Source organism: Burkholderia theae, from assembly GCF_048565265.1.
In the GTDB taxonomy this organism is placed as follows: domain Bacteria; phylum Pseudomonadota; class Gammaproteobacteria; order Burkholderiales; family Burkholderiaceae; genus Burkholderia; species Burkholderia theae.
Genome location: NZ_CP183462.1, coordinates 3,219,381 through 3,236,913, shown reverse-complemented (window position 1 = coordinate 3,236,913; position 17,533 = coordinate 3,219,381). Strand labels below are relative to the sequence as shown.

15 protein-coding genes are annotated in these 17,533 nt (G+C 67.9%); 9 read left to right on the top strand and 6 right to left on the bottom strand.

Translation table 11 applies throughout. The features are described 5' to 3' along the window. The first annotated feature begins 120 nt into the window (after positions 1 to 120). Together ACN22W_RS32135 and ACN22W_RS32130 are read left to right on the top strand one after the other, a co-directional pair. Positions 121 to 1,389 (top strand): NAD(P)/FAD-dependent oxidoreductase, encoded by a 1,269-nt coding sequence (locus ACN22W_RS32135; protein ID WP_419688529.1) that lies wholly within the window; start codon positions 121 to 123, stop codon positions 1,387 to 1,389. A gap of 115 nt (positions 1,390 to 1,504) precedes the next feature. Further along, a complete protein-coding gene (locus tag ACN22W_RS32130; RefSeq protein WP_034180911.1) occupies positions 1,505 to 2,179 on the top strand; it encodes a TetR family transcriptional regulator in 675 nt (224 codons plus the stop codon). Positions 2,180 to 2,251: 72 nt separating this feature from the next. Here ACN22W_RS32130 and ACN22W_RS32125 read toward each other — a convergent pair whose 3' ends face one another. Together ACN22W_RS32125 and ACN22W_RS32120 are read right to left on the bottom strand one after the other, a co-directional pair. Further along, complete coding sequence (locus ACN22W_RS32125) at positions 2,252 to 4,051, bottom strand: phospholipase D-like domain-containing protein (RefSeq protein ID WP_419688527.1); 1,800 nt, start codon at positions 4,049 to 4,051, stop codon at positions 2,252 to 2,254. Positions 4,052 to 4,156: 105 nt separating this feature from the next. Next, positions 4,157 to 4,915 carry a DeoR/GlpR family DNA-binding transcription regulator gene (locus ACN22W_RS32120; protein WP_343494900.1) on the bottom strand — a complete coding sequence of 253 codons (759 nt, stop codon included), beginning with the start codon at positions 4,913 to 4,915 and terminating at the stop codon, positions 4,157 to 4,159. Positions 4,916 to 5,122: 207 nt separating this feature from the next. Here ACN22W_RS32120 and ACN22W_RS32115 point away from each other — a divergent pair, with 207 nt between their 5' ends. The 3 genes from ACN22W_RS32115 to nadE all read left to right on the top strand — a co-directional run bounded on the left by ACN22W_RS32115 (position 5,123) and on the right by nadE (position 7,427). Continuing rightward, a complete protein-coding gene (locus ACN22W_RS32115; protein WP_006480515.1) occupies positions 5,123 to 5,308 on the top strand; it encodes a hypothetical protein in 186 nt (61 codons plus the stop codon). Between the two features lie 185 nt (positions 5,309 to 5,493). After that, positions 5,494 to 6,363, top strand: coding sequence for a DMT family transporter (locus ACN22W_RS32110; RefSeq protein WP_193099766.1), 870 nt, complete (start codon positions 5,494 to 5,496; stop codon positions 6,361 to 6,363). 215 nt (positions 6,364 to 6,578) lie between these two features. Continuing rightward, positions 6,579 to 7,427 carry an ammonia-dependent NAD(+) synthetase gene (gene nadE / locus ACN22W_RS32105; RefSeq protein WP_419688523.1) on the top strand — a complete coding sequence of 283 codons (849 nt, stop codon included), beginning with the start codon at positions 6,579 to 6,581 and terminating at the stop codon, positions 7,425 to 7,427. Between the two features lie 135 nt (positions 7,428 to 7,562). Here nadE and ACN22W_RS32100 read toward each other — a convergent pair whose 3' ends face one another. The 3 genes from ACN22W_RS32100 to ACN22W_RS32090 all read right to left on the bottom strand — a co-directional run bounded on the left by ACN22W_RS32100 (position 7,563) and on the right by ACN22W_RS32090 (position 11,761). Next, entirely contained in the window at positions 7,563 to 9,239 is a 1,677-nt protein-coding gene (locus ACN22W_RS32100; protein WP_419688521.1) for a S10 family peptidase, read from the bottom strand. A 73-nt stretch (positions 9,240 to 9,312) separates the two neighbouring features. Beyond that, a complete protein-coding gene (locus tag ACN22W_RS32095) occupies positions 9,313 to 10,905 on the bottom strand; it encodes a S53 family peptidase (RefSeq protein WP_129515800.1) in 1,593 nt (530 codons plus the stop codon). 229 nt (positions 10,906 to 11,134) lie between these two features. Then, positions 11,135 to 11,761 carry a LysE family translocator gene (locus ACN22W_RS32090; RefSeq protein ID WP_419688519.1) on the bottom strand — a complete coding sequence of 209 codons (627 nt, stop codon included), beginning with the start codon at positions 11,759 to 11,761 and terminating at the stop codon, positions 11,135 to 11,137. 134 nt (positions 11,762 to 11,895) lie between these two features. Between ACN22W_RS32090 and ACN22W_RS32085 the strand changes: the two genes are divergently transcribed. Continuing rightward, a complete protein-coding gene (locus ACN22W_RS32085) occupies positions 11,896 to 12,360 on the top strand; it encodes an Lrp/AsnC family transcriptional regulator (RefSeq protein WP_129515801.1) in 465 nt (154 codons plus the stop codon). A gap of 57 nt (positions 12,361 to 12,417) precedes the next feature. Here the strand turns inward: ACN22W_RS32085 and ACN22W_RS32080 are convergent, their stop codons facing one another. Beyond that, positions 12,418 to 13,329: a LysR family transcriptional regulator gene (locus tag ACN22W_RS32080; RefSeq protein WP_419688517.1), complete on the bottom strand. Its 912-nt coding sequence runs from the start codon at positions 13,327 to 13,329 to the stop codon at positions 12,418 to 12,420. Positions 13,330 to 13,468: 139 nt separating this feature from the next. Here ACN22W_RS32080 and speB point away from each other — a divergent pair, with 139 nt between their 5' ends. The 3 genes from speB to ACN22W_RS32065 all read left to right on the top strand — a co-directional run bounded on the left by speB (position 13,469) and on the right by ACN22W_RS32065 (position 17,482). Next, positions 13,469 to 14,425 (top strand): agmatinase, encoded by a 957-nt coding sequence (speB, locus tag ACN22W_RS32075; protein WP_419688515.1) that lies wholly within the window; start codon positions 13,469 to 13,471, stop codon positions 14,423 to 14,425. A 57-nt stretch (positions 14,426 to 14,482) separates the two neighbouring features. After that, entirely contained in the window at positions 14,483 to 15,808 is a 1,326-nt protein-coding gene (locus ACN22W_RS32070) for an MFS transporter (protein ID WP_412023736.1), read from the top strand. 171 nt (positions 15,809 to 15,979) lie between these two features. Continuing rightward, a complete protein-coding gene (locus tag ACN22W_RS32065; protein WP_419688513.1) occupies positions 15,980 to 17,482 on the top strand; it encodes a purine-cytosine permease family protein in 1,503 nt (500 codons plus the stop codon). Positions 17,483 to 17,533: the final 51 nt, after the last annotated feature.

Sequence of the window (17,533 nt, the reverse complement as noted above, 5' to 3'; positions counted from 1 at the left end):
CGGCCGCCGCCCGAACACGGCAGCCGGCGCCCTGACAACCCCCATTCGACGCGGCGCGCGCGTTCAGGCAAGATCGACGCGCGCCGTCCGTTTTTACGCCGTTACGAATCCTCGAATCGCATGCAGAACTTCTACGAAGCCACCGTTACCCGCCAGCCCTACCCGCAACTGACCGGCACGATCGACACGCAGGTCTGCATCGTCGGCGGCGGCCTCGCCGGCCTGTGCACCGCGCTCGGCCTCGTCGAGCGCGGCGTGCACGACGTCGTCGTGCTCGACAGCGAACGGGTCGGCTTCGGCGCATCGGGCCGCAACGGCGGTTTCGTGTTCGGCGGCTACAGCCTCGACAACGCCGACCTGCTGCGCACGCTCGGCCGCGACGAGGGGCGCAGGCTGTACCGGCTCACCGTCGATGCGGTCGAGCTGATCCGCGCACGGATCGCGCGCTACGGAATCGACTGCGACCTCGTCGACCAGGGCGTGATGCTGGCGAACTGGTTCGACGATCCGTCGCGGCTCGACAGCGTGCGCACGCTGATGAAAAACGAACTCGACGTCGACTGGGAACCCGTGTCGACGGACGCGCTGCGCCAACAGCTGAAGACGCAGCGCTATTACGGCGGCCTGTTCGAGCCGAACGCCTTCCATTTCCATCCGCTGAAGTACGTGCTCGGCGTCGCGGCGGCCGCGTCGCGCGGCGGTGCGCGCGTGTATGAACGCTCGGCCGCGCTCGGCATCGCACGCGAAGGCGCCGACTACGTCGTACGCACGGCGCAGGGCACCGTGCGCGCGAAGGACGTCGTGTTCGCCGGCGGCGGTTACGCACGCGGCGTGTCGCCGCGCATCGAGCGCGCGGTGCTGCCGATCGCGACCTACGTGATCGCGACCGAGCCGCTCGGCGCGCGCCTGCCGGACGCGATCGACGCGCCGTACGCGATCTACGACACGCGTTTCGCATTCGACTACTACCGCCCGCTGAAGGACACGCGCATCCTGTGGGGCGGCCGGATCTCCGTGCTCGACCGCGGCCCCGACGCGATCGCGCGCCTGCTGCGGCGCGACCTGTTGCGCGTGTATCCGCAACTCGAAGGCGTGAAGGTCGACTACGCGTGGGGCGGGCTGATGAGCTACGCGCGGCACAAGATGCCGCAGATCGGCCGCGACGCGGACGGCGTGTGGCACGCGATCGCGTTCGGCGGCCACGGGATGGCACCGACCACGGTCGCCGGCGAAGCGCTCGCGGCCGCGCTGGCCGAAGGCCGGCCGGTGCCGGACGGCTTCGCCGCGTTCGGGCTCACGCGCACGTTCGGGCTGGCGGGCCTCGCCGCCGCGCAGCTCACGTACACGGCTTACCAGGCCCGCGACGCGCTCGCGTCCTGCCGCCGCTGAGCCGCCGCGGCGGCCGAAACGGCCCCGCCGATTAGAGCGGAAGGTCGGCCGGACGCGGATTTCCCACATGCTAGAATGGCTGGTCCAAGCTGCCGCGAAGCCAGAACAAGATCACATGAAAGCAGGAAGCAAGGCCGCCACGTCCGAAAGCCGCGCGCTTGCGTCCGACGCGCGCCGCAAATACGATCCCGAGCAAACCAAGCGCAACATCCTCGATGTCGCCACGCAGGAATTTTCCGCGATGGGCCTCGCCGGTGCGCGCGTCGACGCGATCGCCGAGCGCACGAACACGACGAAGCGGATGCTCTATTACTACTTCGAAAGCAAGGAAGGCCTGTACGAGGCCGTGCTGGAGAAAGTGTATGGCGACATCCGCGCGCTCGAGCAGGAACTGCACGTCGGCGACATGGAGCCGCGCGAAGGCATGCGCCGCCTCGTCGAATTCACGTTCGACTATCACGACAAGCATCGCGACTTCGTCCGCCTCGTGTCGATCGAGAACATCCACGGCGCGAAATATCTCGAACAGCTCAAGTCGTTCAAGAACCGCAACGTCAGCATCATCAAGACGCTCGAGGAACTGGTCGAGCGCGGCGCGGCAAGCGGCGCGTTCCGCAAGGACATCGACGCGTTCGACCTGCACCTGCTGATCAGCTCGTTCTGCTTCCACCGCGTGTCGAACCGCTACACGTTCGGCGCCGCGTTCGGCCGCGACCCGTCGGCGCCGCGCCTGCGCGCGCGGCATCGCGACACGATCGCCGACGCCGTGCTGCGTTACGTCGCCGCATAAGCGACGGCTGCCCGGGCTCCCGGGCAGCGCCTACCGGGCACGAAACAGCCGTGCCCGTCACGCGTCAGCGCGTCAATCCGTCGGCGCGGTCGACGCCAGCGCGATCCGCGCCTTCTCTTCCGGGCTTCCCGCCACGTAATACTTCTTCGCCCAGCTCGAATCGGGCGCAAGCGCGAGCCGCGCATGCGCGCCCGTGCCTGTGCCCGTACCCGTGCCGTGCTGCTTCGCATCGATCGCCAGCGCCCGTGCGCGGTAGTGCTCGTAGAGCCGCAGGAATTCCGCGAGATAGATTCCAGCGATCCGCTGGTCGCGAATCTCGAGCAGGTTCTCGTCGTTGAACTGCTCGGAATTGCGGCTCATGTTCGCCGAGCCCGTATAAACGACCGGATTCGCGCCCTCCGCGTCGATCACGATGAACTTGTGATGGATCACGACGGGCGGATAGGCCGGCGCCGGTTCGCCCGGAAACTGCCGCAATTCCGGCTCGAAGCCCTGCGGCACCGTCGCCGCCGAGAAGTACTCGGCGTCGATCACGTCGTGGTTGTCGCGGCTGCGATGGTATAGCTCGAGGTTCGCGAGCGTCGCCGCATCGAGCGTCTGGCCGGCCTGCTGCTCGGCATCGGCCTTCGTCGCGCTGCCGACGTTGATCTTGTTCACCAGCCCGAACATCATCAGCCCGCGGTCGCCGGCCGCGAAGCACGCGTCGCGCAGCGCCGCGTCGGTCGGCATGAACAGGCAGAACGACACCGAATGCTTCGCGGCCGCGATCGCGGCGACGATCGTGTCGATCTCGGTGCGCTGCCCCGTCGGCTCCGGCGAGAACGCCAGCCGCACCTGCGCGCTGCCGATCGTCATCGGCGCGGACCAACCCGGCGACAGACGCGCCGTCTCCGCGATCGGCGGATTCGCGGCCAGCGCATGCGCACGATCGTTGTACAGCGCGGCGAGCGCCGGCGAGTCGAATGCGTGCAGCACGTTCGCCTGTTCGGTGAGCCCTTCGGTCGTGAAGTTCGCGGACCCCGTCAGCACACGCGTGGGCGTCGCGCTTGCCGACGCATCGGTCACGATGAACTTGTCGTGCATGATGTGCGTCTTGTCGCGCGGTGCGAGCGTCGCGAGGCCCTGCAGCGCGTCGACGGCCGGCTGGTTCGGCGACGGCAGCGGCGGCTTGCCCTTGCGCGCCGTCGTGTGCGCGTCGTAGACGATCGCAAGCGACGCGTCGCCGTGCTTGCGCCCGAACGCCTCGAACGCGGGCAGCGCCCACAGCGTGTCCGTCAGGTGATAAACGGCCGACGCCGCGCGCGACGCGGGGTCGAGCATCTCCGCGAACACCTGCTCCATGTCGTTCGCGAGCCAGGTGCGCAACTTCAGCGCCTGCGCGTCGCTCGGCGCCGCATTCGGCGCGAGGCCCAGCGCCGCGACCTGCTTCGCGAACGCCTGCGAGCTGACCACCGCGCGGTTGAACCACGTGCCGATGCCGTCCTCGATGTGCGCGGGCAGCACGACGTCGCACACGCCGGCTTGCGCGTCGAGCACCTGCAGGTCCGCCGGCGTGCCGACGACCGGATACACGTCGTAGCGGAACGATGCATCGCGGTCCTGAGGATCGATGCGCGCGTCCCACCACATGAATTTCTGGATCGGCGCCTGGTCGGTCGGCGCATCGCCCTGCGTGTCGGCGGCCGGGCCGTCGAACGTCAGGCGGTTCGGCAACCAGCTGTTCGGCGCACGCGTCTTGCCGTCGGCCGACCAGAATCCCGGCGTGCGCCGGATCGCGAAACCGAGGAAATCGGACCGCGACGCCGCATCGGGCCAGTCGAAGGCCAGCAGGACGAGAGTGGGGGAAAGATAGCTGCGCACGCTGACGGACATTCGTTGCTCCCTGGCCCTGCGGCCGGTCGAGATGAATGGGTCAGTGTTGACGGCGGTTCTTCCCGCGGGATGACGGTTCGATGAACCTTGTATGTCGGACGCGCGTCAGTCGCACACGAGCAGTTCGATCCCGCGTGCGGTCAACGCGCGGCGCAGCGCCTTGTCGGGCGCGCGTTCGGTCACGAGATAACGCGCGGCGGCCGTGCCGTTGATCCGCACCGGCGTCACGCGGCCGAATTTCGAATGGTCGGCGACGATGATCGCCGTGCCGGCCGCCGCGATCATCCGGCTGCGCACCTCGGCCGCGAGCCGCGAGTAATCGGTGCATTCGCCGTCGGGCGTGATGCCGCCGGCGCCGACGAACGCGAAATCGACGTGGTATTGCGCAAGCTGATGGATCGTGTCGAGCCCGAAGGTTGCGTCCTCATCGTCGGACAGTTCGCCGCCGAGCAGCGTCACGCGGTTGCCGTTGCGCCGCGCGAGCACGAACGCGGTGCGCCAGTCGTTCGTATAGATCGACAGCCGGTGCCGGTCGGCGAGCGCAAGCGCGACCGCATGCGGCGTGCTGCCCGAATCGATCAGCACCGATGCGTCGTCGGGCACGAATTCGGCCGCACGCCGCCCGATCGTGCGCTTCGCGTCCGCGTTCGCGGCTTCGCGCTCGGACAGGCTCGGCTCGCGGCGATCCGCGGCCAGCGCGCCGCCGTGCGTCATCACGAGCAGGCCGCGCGCGGCAAGCGCATTCAAATCGCGCCGCACCGTTTCGCGCGACACGTCGAGCGAACGCACGAGTTCCGCGACCGACAACGCGCCCGATCGTCCGAGCTCCGACAGGATGAATTGATGACGTTGTTCCGCCAGCATCGCGTGTGCGCCCGAGGCGACTGGTAATGGGTAAGCCGGCCATTGTATTACGGACGTTTGACCGACATTTGACGGTGGCGCGAAACGGGGCCGGCCGCGTTCCCCGAAAGCGAAATTCTGAATTGCCTGACGCGCGCGAATCGGCGCGGCGCCGGTTGCTACACTTCGAGCTTCGCCGAACGACAGACAAGCCAAGGGGCTCGCGCAATGTATCGCAAAGGCAGTGTGATCGAAATCCAGTTTCCGCCCGAAAGACTCAACGACGCCGCCGGTGATCCGTACTGGATCGACCTGACGCTCGACGAGGCCCGCCGGCTGTACGAGCAGCTCGCCGCGCGCTTCGCGACCGACGCGCGCGCCAACCAGCCGCTCGATACGTTCTCGATCGACTGATTCGACTGATCTCCGCTTCACCACGCTCGCCCGTCCGCTGCGCACCGCGCAGCAAAACGCACGCCGCCGCATCCTCGCGATATGCGGCATGAGATGAGTGCAGGATTCGACAAGACGCCGGCGGAGCTTGCCCCGATACTGGCCGACTTCACGGTTCTGCCCGGCCGCCTCGCGGCCCGCCTCGCATGCTTACCTCGCTCGTCGCCGCCGCTTTCGTCGCGCTCTGGTCCACCGGCTTCATCGTTGCGCGGGCAATCAAGCCCTACGCCGATCCCAACCTGTTCCTGCTCGCGCGTTTCGCGGGCACGGCCGCGCTGTTCGGTATGGTGGCGCTCGTCGCACGCGCGCCGTGGCCGGCCCGCCGCGAGTGGCCGCGCCACCTGATCGCGGGCGCGCTGCTGCAGGGCGTCTATCTCGGCGCAAGCTACTGGGCCGTCGCGCAAGGGCTGAACGCGGGCGTCATGGCGCTGCTCGGCGCGCTGCAGCCGCTCGCCACCGCCGTGCTCGCCGTGCCGCTGTTCAACGAGCGCCTGCCCGCGCGCGGCTGGCTCGGGATGGCGCTCGGGCTGGCCGGCGTCGCGCTCGTGCTGGCACCGAAGGTCGCGGGCGGCGTCGCATCGCCGCCGGGCGCGGCGCCCGCGTGGCTCGTGGTCGCCGTGTCGGTGCTGGCGGTCGGGTCGATCACCGCCGGCTCGCTGTACCAGAAGGGCAAGCTCGCGCAGAGCGACCTGCGCACCGCGGTCGCCGTGCAGAACTTCGGCGCGGCGATCGTCGCGGCAATCTTCGTCATGCTGCTGCACGAGACACGCTGGATCGGCGCGCCGGCGCTGTGGGTGTCGCTCGTGTGGGGCGTCGTGTTCCTGTCCGGCGGCGCGGTCACGATGCTGATGTGGATGCTGCGGCGCGGCAACGCCGCGCGCGCGACGTCGCTGCTGTTCCTCGCGCCGCCGCTCGCCGCGCTGCAGGGCTACCTGCTGTTCGGCGAAACGCTCGCGGCGATCCAGCTCGCCGGCTTCGCGCTCGCGCTGGTGGGGGTCGTGCTCGCGCGGCGCTGACGCCAGCCGTCGATCAAGCCGGCACCGTCATCGCGGCCGCACGCACGGATGCGCTTCGCGCGGCATCCTGCACCCGCCCGGCGCACCGTGCACCATGGCGATGCAGCGCGTCTCGCCGAAGCAACGCAAGGCCGCCGGATCGCACGCCCGGCGCGGCGCCCCGCCACGATTGCGCTTATGATGGGCGCCTTGCATTTCGTTCCGGAACTCCCTTCATGACATCCGCCGATTACGCCAGCCGCCAACGCGCGATCATTGCCGAACTGAACGTCGCCCCGCAATTCGACGCCGAGGCCGAGATCGCCCGTCGCGTCGAATTCCTCGCGCAATATCTTCGTTCAACCGGCCTGCGGACCTACGTGCTCGGCATCAGCGGCGGCGTCGATTCGTCGACGGCCGGGCGGCTCGCGCAACTGTCGGTCGAACGCCTGCGCGCCGACGGCTACGATGCGCGCTTCATCGCGATGCGCTTGCCGAACGGCGTGCAGAACGACGAAGCCGATGCGCAGCGCGCGCTCGCGTTCGTGCGCGCGGACGAGACCCTGACGGTCGACGTGAAACCGGCCGCCGATGCGATGCTCGCGTCGCTGGTCGCGTCCGGCCATGCGTTCGAAACGCCGGCGCAACAGGATTTCGTGCACGGCAACATCAAGGCGCGCGAGCGCATGATCGCGCAGTACGCGGTGGCCGGCGCGCGGCGCGGCATCGTGATCGGCACCGATCACGCGGCCGAATCGCTGATGGGTTTCTTCACGAAGTTCGGCGACGGCGGCGCGGACATCCTGCCGCTCGCGGGCCTGAACAAGCGTCGCGTGCGTGCGGTCGCACGCGCGCTCGGCGGCGAGGAATCGATCGTGATGAAAGTGCCGACGGCCGACCTCGAGGAACTGCGCCCGCTGCGCCCCGACGAGCACGCGTACGGCGTCAGCTACGACGAGATCGACGATTTCCTCGAAGGCAAGCCGGTCAGCGACCATGTGTACGAGACCGTGCTGCGCTTCCACGCAGGTTCGCGGCACAAGCGCGCGCTGCCGTACACGCTGTTCGACTGGCCGACCGCGTAAGCCGCGACTGCGGCTGAGCGATCGGCGCGTCACAATCATCCGATGCTGCCGCCCGGCGACCGGCCGGCAGCATCGGAGCCCAATCGCCGCGCGCGGCCGTGACGGCGACGCGCGGCAACCCGGCGACGGGCAACGTCACGCGTGCCCGCCCGTCTTCGTCGCCTGCAGCGCACGAATCCGCATCCGCGCGCCCGTATCGCTGACCGTCGTGTCGTACATCGTCGCGAGATCGCGCTTGAGCGCGGTGCGCGAGCCGCCGTCGAGATACACCATGTGCCCCGACGGATAAAAACGCGCGGACAGGTTCTGCCGTACCTTCTGATCCTCGAGCGGCATCTGCTGCAGGTCGATCACGGTCTGGTAGAACGGCGTGACGAAGTCGTAGAAGCCGTTCGCCGACAGCACCTTCAGGTCGACGTTCAGCGCCATCACCGCGGCGAGATCGCCGGCCGTGTAGAGAATCACGTTCCCCTGTGCATCGATGCCCTGCTGCGCGCCGGTCGGGTCGATGTGGCTGAAATCCCAGTTCTGGAACGCCTGGTCGTTCAGGTCCGTGAACGCGGAATTCGACGTGAACTTCAACTGCTCGTTCAGGTAGCTGTTCCACATCGCCGTATACACACCCGTCACGGCCGTCATCGTCGGATCGTTGCCGCCCGAGTTCGGGTCGATCTTGCCGGCGATGCCCGACGAGATCCCGGTCACGCGGCCGTCGTACGAGCCGAGCGCGAGCCCCTGCGCCTGCAGCAGCGTCGTCAGGAACAGCGAATTGCCGCGCGCGTCGTAACTGGCGATGTTGAGGCTCCACGACTGCAGCGTCGCCGTATCGATGCCCGTGTATTGCGACAGTTTCTGCACGGCGGCCGGGTCCGCATGCGGGACCGCGCGCAACGCGTTCAGGTAGTCGGTGCGCGAGAACTGCGCGACTTCCTCGACGAACGCGCCGAGATCGGTCGGCGCCGGCGTGACGCCGAGCTTCTTGTGATACCACGCGTCGGCCGTCGCGGTCGGCAATGCGCCGACCGGGTTGCCGGCCTGCCGGTAGTCGAGGATCGACGATTGCAGCGTGACGCCGTTCAGGTCGACACCGTCCTCGTGCAGCTTGTACGCGAGCACGCAGCTGCGCGCGGTGCCGTACGATTCACCGAACAGGTATTTCGGCGAATTCCAGCGGTTGTTCTTCGTCAGGTAGCGCTTGATGAACTGCTTCAGCGAATCCGCATCCTGGTCGACGCCCCAGAAGTTGCGGTTCTTGTTCGGCGCGACCGCCGCCGAATAACCGGTGCCGACCGGGTTGATGAACACCAGGTCGCTGTGATCGATCATGCTGTCCGGGTTGTCTTCCATCTGGTACGGCGCGGGCGGCGTGAAACCCGGCATCGACGTCTTGATGCGCTTCGGCGCGAACGAGCCGAGCAGCACGAACACCGACGACGAACCGGGCCCGCCGTTATAGAAGAACGTCACGGGACGCGTTTCTTCCTTCGCGCCGTCGGCCGTGAATGCGACGTAGAAGATCTTCGCGGCCGGCTGCGAACTGCTCGGGTCGACCGTCACGAGATGGCCGGCTGTCGCCGTGTACGCGATGCGCTTCCCGTCGATCAGAATCGTGTGATGCGTGATCGCAGCCGCTTCGGTTGTATCGGTCACCGAGTCGTCGGGGCCGTTGCCGTACGCGACCGGATCGAAGAACGGCTGATCGCGGCCATGACTCAGCGCCACGGGATTGACGGTCGGCGGCACGCTATGTGAATTGTGGTCGCCGTGATGCAGCGGATAAACGCCGCCGGAAGATGCGGTATCGATGCCCATCGTGCTGCTCCTGGAGGTGAAAAAAGACGCGGGCAGGAAACCCGCGTCGAACGGAAAGGTAAGAAGCGACGCGTCAGCTCGACGGCTTGCGCGCGAGAATCGCGGCGAGTTGTGCGCCGTTCGGGCTGCCGAGGCCCGTGCATGCGTCCCAGCCCGACGCGGCCGCATACGTGCCGTTCGATCCCTGGGTGATGTCGCGCAGCGCGCCCGGATTCTTGTACAGCACCGGATTGACCCAGCCGGCCGATGCGCCGGCCGCCGCATTGATCCGCGCGATCAGTGCGGCCCACAGCGGGGCGACCGCGCTCGTGCCGCCCATCACCGTCGGCGTGCCGGCAACCGACACCTCGTAACCCGTCTGCGGCGACGCATCGCCAGCCACGTCCGGCACGCCGCGCTTCGCGAGCGGCGTGCTGCTGCCGTCGGCGCGCGTGACGGCGAGCCCCTGCTGCCACGCCGGCAGGTCGAACAGCGTGCTGACGCCGCCACCACCCGCGCCGCCGCCCGACGCCTCGTCGTTCCACGTCACTTCGCTGCGAATGCCCTGCCCGGGCAGCGCATCGAGTTGCGTGCCGCCGCAGCCGAGCACGTACGGGCTCGATGCGGGGAAGTCGACGTGATCGGCACCGTCCTGCAACCCGTCGCCCGAGCCGCTGTCGCCCGACGCCGCGCACACGGTGATGCCCTGCGCGGCGGCCGCCTGCAGCACGCGGTTGAACGCCTGCGCCGACTGCGTCTGCCAGACCGCTTCCGGGCCACCCCAGCTGATCGAGATCACCGACGGCTTGTTGGTCGTGTCGCTGACGGCCGCGTTGACGGCCTGGATGAAGCCCGCATCGCTGTTCGACGCGAAGTAGACCGCGATCTTCGCGGCCGGCGCGATCGCACCGGCGATCTCGATGTCGAGCGCGACTTCGCCGTCCGGGCCGTTCGGGTCGCCGCTCGGCGCATTGCGTCCGGTGCCGACGTTCACGTCGACGAGCGTCGGCGGCGTCGTGATCCCGAGCCCGCGGAAATACTGCTGGATGTCGGCCGCGCGATAACCGCCGCCCAGTTCGACGATCGCGATGCATTGCCCGGCGCCATCGCCGGCCGGAAAGCCGTATAGCGACGCGAGCTGGACCGGCGTGAACGTGACGCCCGCCGCGCCGCCGCGTGCGGGCCTGAACGGCGGACGCAGCCGGAAGTGCGGCCGCGCCTGGGGGCGGCTGTCGAGGCCGAGCACGGCCGTGACGGCATCGCCGAGATCGTCGGGCAGCGCGATCGGGCCCGAGCGGCCGCGATACTGGCCGATCGAACGATGCTCGAAACGCTCGAGCTTCACGCCGAACGCGGCTTCGAACTGCTGGATCGTGCCGGACAGCACAACGACGCTTTCGACCGGATCGACGCGATCGACCGTCAGTTGATGACGACGCGCGAAGTCCTCGGCCTTGCGAATGTCGTCGGGATGGGCGGAGAAACGCTGCGCGAATGCGGCGCGCGACAGCGGTTTCGCCTGTGCGTCGCCGGTGGCGAGCTGGTGGACCAACGTATCGAGTTGCCCTTCTTCCTGCCGCCGCAACATGATCGTGACGTGGATGCGTTCTGCCGGATCGCACGGACCGAGGCACTTGGACTCGGCGACGATTCGGGGTTCACGGTCGGCGTGAAGATGCCTTGCCATGTTCTGACCCTCCTTGGTACCGCGTTGCACGGAACAACCAGGAAATCGGACATGGCCGGCGGAAGTCGGTTCCGTTCGGTCAGTCGGTTCGCGATAGCGCGAAGTTGGAGGAATTTTAGATCAGTCAGACGATTTGCGCGCACGCCCTTCTGCACCGGGGCATGCGCGCGAAGGCCGGCATTGCACGCGGCCTGTGTCGATCGGCGCGACACCGCTGCTGCGGCGACGCTCAATCCATCGACAGACGCAGCGCGAAACCGATCAGCGCCGCGGAAAACGTCCAGCGCTGCACGGTCTGCGCCAGCGGATGCGCACGCATCCACGCCGCGATGCGCGACGCACCGAACACGCAAGCGAGGTCGAAACACACGCCGGCCGCGACCAGCAGCGCGCCGAGCTCGAACATCTGCAACACGACGGGCCCGGCCTCGGGCCGCACGAACTGCGGCAGCAGCACCGAGCAGAACAGCAGCGCCTTCGGGTTCAGCAGGTTCGTCAGCAGGCCCTTCACGAACGACTGCCGCAGCTCGCCCGCCGACGCCGCCGTGTCGCCTTCGCCGAGCGCGAACACGGGCGAGCGGAATACCTGGATCGCGACATACGCGAGATAGAGCGCGCCGCCGTAGCGAATCACCTCGTACAGCCACGGCGCGCTGCGGATCAGTGCCGCGACGCCGCAGGCGGACAGCGTCACGTGCGCGGTACGCGCGAGCGACAGGCCACCCGCCGCCGCCAATCCCGGCCGCACGCCACGGCCGATGCTGGTCTGCAGCACGAGCGCCATGTCGGGCCCCGGCACCGCATAAATGGCCGCCAGCGCGGCGAGATAGATCAACAGCAAATGCGTGGAAATCATGGTCTGCCCCCGTCCTCCAATGACGATATGTTGCCGCTGAAGGAGGAGGGATTATTGGCCATCTTTGGCTCAGGATTGGCGATCCATAGGGGAATCCGCCACAATCATGAAACCAGAACAAGGATTCCGCCAATATGATCGAACTCGACAAAACCGATCGCGCGATTCTCGCTGCGGTGCAGCGCGATGGCCGCCTGCCGATCGCGCGTCTCGCCGAATCCGTCGGCCTGTCCGAGACGCCGTGCGCGCGGCGCCTGAAACGGCTCGAAAGCGACGGCTACATCGAGCGCTATCGCGCGCAGTTGTCGCGCCAGGCGCTCGGCTTCGGCGTCGTCGCGTTCGTGCTCGTGCGCTTCGCGACGCACGACCGCAAGGTCGCCGACCGGTTCGAACGGGAAGTGCTCGGCATCGAGCGGATCCTGGCGTGCCACAACGTCGCGGGCACGGCCGACTACCTGCTGCAGGTGGTCGCGCGCGACCTCGACGACTACGGCACGTTCCTGCGCGAATCGCTGCGGATGCTGCCGGGCGTGACGTCGATCGAATCGGCGCTGTCGTTGCGCGAAGTGAAACACGACGCGGGCTTGCCGGTGCCGTGATGCGCGCGCCGGGGCACGCCGGCGCAACGCTTGTTCACATTGTCGGCGGCACCGGCGTCACGCGACGTCCGGCGGCTGGTGCGCGCGTTCGAGATCCTCGAGAAACGCTTCCACGAGCGGGTTACCGCGCCCGTTGCGCGCGACGACCATGTGGAACGTGACGTCGTAGCGCAACTGCTCCTGATTGAGCGGCGCGAGCAGCCCCTGCGCGACGTACGGCGCCGCGAAGTGCTGCGGCAGGTAGCCGAGGTGGTGGCCGGACAGGATCAGCAGCGCGACGGCCTCCATGTTGTCGGCGGTCGCGGTCACGCGATCGGGTGTCGTCGACAGCTGCGCCTCCGGCAGCGGATACGAGCGCCACGCCCATTCGAAGCCCGCGACGTCGGCCGGCGTCAGCGTGCCGGCGCCGTCGAACAACGGATGGCCGCGGCCGCAGTACGCGACCTGGCGCTCGATGAACAGCGGCGTGTAGTGCAGCGACGGCACGCGGTGCCAGAAGTAGCCGACCGCGATCTGGATCTCGTCGCTCAGCAGCTTCTCCTCGAGATCGCCCGGCGCGCGCACGGAGATCGAGAAGCGCACGGCCTCGTCGCGCGTGCGGAACGCGGCGATCGCCTCGGCGATCCGCGCGTTCTGGCTCACCGGCGTATGGCCGATCAGGCCGATGTTCAGCGTGCCGACCAGCTGGCGGTCCATGTGCCGCGCGGCCATCCCGAACTCGTCGAGCGCCGCGAGCAGCTTGCGGCTCATCGCATGGAACCGTTCGCCCTTCGGCGTGAGCCGGAAGCCGCTGCGGCCGCGCTCGCAGAGCCGGTAGCCGAGCCGCGTCTCGAGCGACGACAGTTGCGCGCTGATCGTCGACTGCCCGACGTTCAGCACCGCCTGCGCGGCCGACACGCCGCCCGCGTCCGTGACCGCGAGAAACACGCGGATCAACCGCAGATCGAGGGTCGACAGATTCCCCAGCACGCTCATCCCCTTCCATACATCGATGAAAATCGATGTTTACGTCGATATCTTCGCATTCTTCTTTCCCGGCGGAGCGCGTAAAACTGTGCGCCAAGCCGCGTCGAATGATACGGCAACCCCACATCGGAAGAGACACCCCATGAACGACCACACCCATTTCCAGCCGCTCGGCGGCAATGAAATGCCGCGCTGCGGCGGCATCGCGACGATGATGCGCCTGCCGCACGTGGCGAGCGCCGAAGGCCTCGACGCGTGTTTCGTCGGCGTGCCGTTCGATCTCGGCACGTCCAACCGCACCGGCGCGCGCTTCGGCCCGCGCCAGATCCGCACCGAATCCGTGCTGCTGCGCCCGTACAACATGGCCACGCGCGCCGCGCCGTTCGATTCGCTGCAGATCGCCGACATCGGCGACGTCGCGATCAATCCCTACAACCTGCACGATTCCATCGCGCGCATCGAAGCCGCCTACGACGCGATCCTCGAGCATGACTGCAAGCCGATCACGCTCGGCGGCGACCATACGATCGCGCTGCCGATCCTGCGCGCGATCCACCGCAAGCACGGCAAGGTTGCATTGATCCACGTCGATGCACACGCCGACGTGAACGATACGATGATGGGCGAAAAGATCGCGCACGGCACGCCGTTCCGCCGCGCGGTCGAGGAAGGCCTGCTGCATGGCGACAAGGTCACGCAGATCGGCCTGCGCGGTACCGGTTACGCCGCCGAGGATTTCGACTGGTGCCGCGATCAGGGCTTCCGCGTGGTGCAGGCCGAGGAATGCTGGAACAAGTCGCTCGCGCCGCTGATGGAAGAAGTGCGCGCACGCGTCGGCGACACGCCCGTCTACATCAGCTTCGACATCGACGGCATCGATCCGGCCTACGCGCCGGGCACCGGCACGCCGGAAATCGCGGGCCTCACGGTGCCGCAGGCGCTCGAGATCATCCGCGGCGCGAAGGGGCTGAACATCGTCGGCTGCGATCTCGTCGAGGTCGCGCCGCCGTACGACCCGTTCGGCACCACGGCGCTGCTCGGCGCGAACCTCGCGTACGAACTGCTGTGCGTGCTGCCGGGTGTCGCCTACCGCGACTGATCCCCGCCAGACACGACCTATTCCAAATCAGAGGATTCCAGAGGAGCACACATAAAGATGGGGACTTCCGTCAAGCAACCGAAGCGGGCGGCGCTCGCGTCGTTCGTCGGCACCACGATCGAGTGGTACGACTTCTATAGCTACGCGACCGCCGCCGCCATCGTGTTCGGACCGCTGTTCTTTCCCGGCGAAAACCGCTTCGTCAGCCTGCTCGCGTCGTTCGGCTCGTTCGCGGTCGGCTTCTTCGCACGGCCGCTCGGCGGCGTGATGTTCGGCTACCTCGGCGACCGCTTCGGCCGCAAGCGTTCGCTGCTCGCGACGCTGATGCTGATGGCCGTGTCGACGGTCGCGATCGGCCTGCTGCCGACCCACGCGCAAGCCGGTGTGATCGCACCGATCCTGCTCGTGCTGATGCGCGTGCTGCAAGGCATCGCGGTCGGCGGCGAATGGGGCGGCGCGGTGCTGCTCGCCGGCGAGCATGCGCCCGAAGGCAAGCGCACGTTCTTCGCGTCGTTCGCGCAGCTCGGCAGCGCGAGCGGCCTGATCCTGTCGATGCTCGCGTTCGGCGCGATCAGCACGCTGTCGAAGGACGACATGATGAGCTGGGGCTGGCGCGTGCCGTTCCTCGCGAGTTCCGTGCTGCTGGTGGTCGGTTTCGTGATCCGCGCGAGCGTGTCCGAGTCGCCCGAGTTCGAGGAAGTCAGGAAGAGCGGCAACACCGCGCAGAACCCGCTGCGCGAAGCGCTCAAGTACTGGCCGCTGCTGCTGCTCGCGATCGGTGCGAACGTGTACGGCATCGCCGGCGTGTATTTCAGCAACATCTTCATGATCAGCTATGCGACGCAGTTCCTGTCGCTCGACCGGTCGATGGTGCTGCATTGCATGACGATCGTCGCGGTGCTGCAGTTCGTCGTGCAGCTCGCCGCCGCGTTCCTCGCGCAGCGCTTCGGCACCACGCGCGTGCTGCTGATCACCGGCGCATGGGCCGCGATCGTCCCGTTCGCGATGCTGCCGCTCGTGCACATGGGCACGCCGCTGTCGATCACGGTCGGCGTCGGCCTCGCGACGCTCGCGGAATCGGGCTACTACTCGGTGGTCGCGGGTTTCGTCAGCGGCATCTTCGTCGCGCGGATCCGCTATACGGCGATCTCGATCGCGTACCAGGTGTGCGGCGCGCTCGCCGGCGGCCTCACGCCGCTCGTCGCGACCATCATCGCGCAGAACACCGCGCCGCAATGGTGGCCGCTCGCGATCCAGTACACGAGTGCCGCAATCCTCTCGTCGCTGTGCGTGTGGCTGATCTCGCGCCGCGTCAGCATCGACGATGCGGGCGCGCCCGGCAAGACGCGCGAGTCGCTGCCGCGCGGCGTGCGCACCGCGTAACGTCCCGCAACGGGCAGGCGATTCGCCTGCCCGTTTTTTTTGCGTTGTCCGGCGGTGCATCGCACCGCCCGCGCATCCCCCGATATTGATTGCTTGCCACGACGACGTCGCGGCAGGCAGGCGCACGCGGTCGCATCGACGAACCGCGCGCGACCCTGGAGACAAGCCGTCATGAACCGCCCCGACACCCTCGACCTTGGCCGCGCCGAATCGGCCGGCCTCGCGATCGAGCACCACTCGATCGACTACATCCCGGAACACGAACGCCACGCAAAACTGGCGAGCCAGGGGCCGTTCTGGTTCCTCGGCAACTTCCATTTCTTCACGATCTCGATCGGTTTCGTCGGGCCCGGCATGGGCCTGTCCGCCGGCTGGACGACGCTCGCGGGCGCGCTCGGGATCATGTTCGGCACGATCTTCATGGCGTTTCACGGCTCGCAGGGGCCGGAGATGGGCCTGCCGCAGATGATCCAGTCGCGCGCGCAATTCGGCTATCGCGGCGTGATCGTCGCGCTGCTCGCGACGCTGTTCGTCTTCGTCGGCTTCAATGTCGTCAACGTGTCGCTGATGGTCGACGGCGTGCACAACGTATTCGGGATCGACGGCGGCTTCGTCGCCGTCGCGGCCGTGGCAATCGGCGCGCTGCTCGCGATCTACGGCCACGACCTGATGCATCGCACTTTCACGTGGGCGCTGATCGCGACGCTGCCGCTCTATGCGCTCGTCACGCTCGCGCTCGCGTTCGGTCATGCGGCGCCTGCGCACGCCGCCATTGCGCCGGCCGCCGCGCCGGGCTTCAATTGGATCGCGTTCGCGACGCAGTTCGCGATCGCCGCGAGCTACAACATCTCGTATGCGCCGTACGTGTCCGACTATTCGCGCTATCTGCCGAAAAATACGAGCCGCGCGAAGCTGATCGCGGTGATCTTTGCGGGCGCGTCGCTGTCGGGCACCTGGATGATTGGCCTCGGCGCGTGGCTCGCGCAGAAGCTGCACGCAGCCGATGCGCTGGTCGCGATGAACGATGTCGGCACGTCGCTCGTGCCGGGCCTCGGCAAGCTGATCGCGATCGTGTCGCTGGTCGGCTTCCTGCCGATCATCGCGCTCAACGCGTACAGCGCGATGCTGACCGTCCTGACCGCCGTCGATTCGATCGTGCCGATCCGGCCGACCCGTCGCGCGCGCGTCGCGTCGATCGTCGCGATCAGCGCCTTCGTGCTCGCGTGCGTGTTCGCGATCCGCGGCAACGGCATCGCGCTGCTGCAGACGTTCCTGACGCTGATGCTCTACTTCCTGGTGCCGTGGACTGCGGTGAATCTCGTCGACTATTTCTTCGTGCGGCGCGGCCACTATGCGATCGCGCATTTCTTCACGCCGAACGGGCTGTACGGCGCGTGGCAACCGCGCGGCATCGTCGCGTACCTGGCCGGCTTCGCGGCGATGGTGCCGTTCTTCTACATCTTCGATGCCGAAGCGAACCGCGAGGTATTCGTCGGTCCGTTCGCACGGATGCTCGGCGGCGTCGACATCGCGTGGCTCGTCGGGCTGATCGTCGCGGGCGCCGTGTATGCGGTCCTGTCGCGCTCGCTCGACCTCGAACACGAACGGCGCGTGATCGCGAAGACGCCTGCGCCCGACGCCCCCGCCAGCACGGGCATTCGCGAACGCGCATAACGGAAAACGGCCCGTCACGGCGGGCCGGTACTTCAGTCGTCGCAGCGCAAG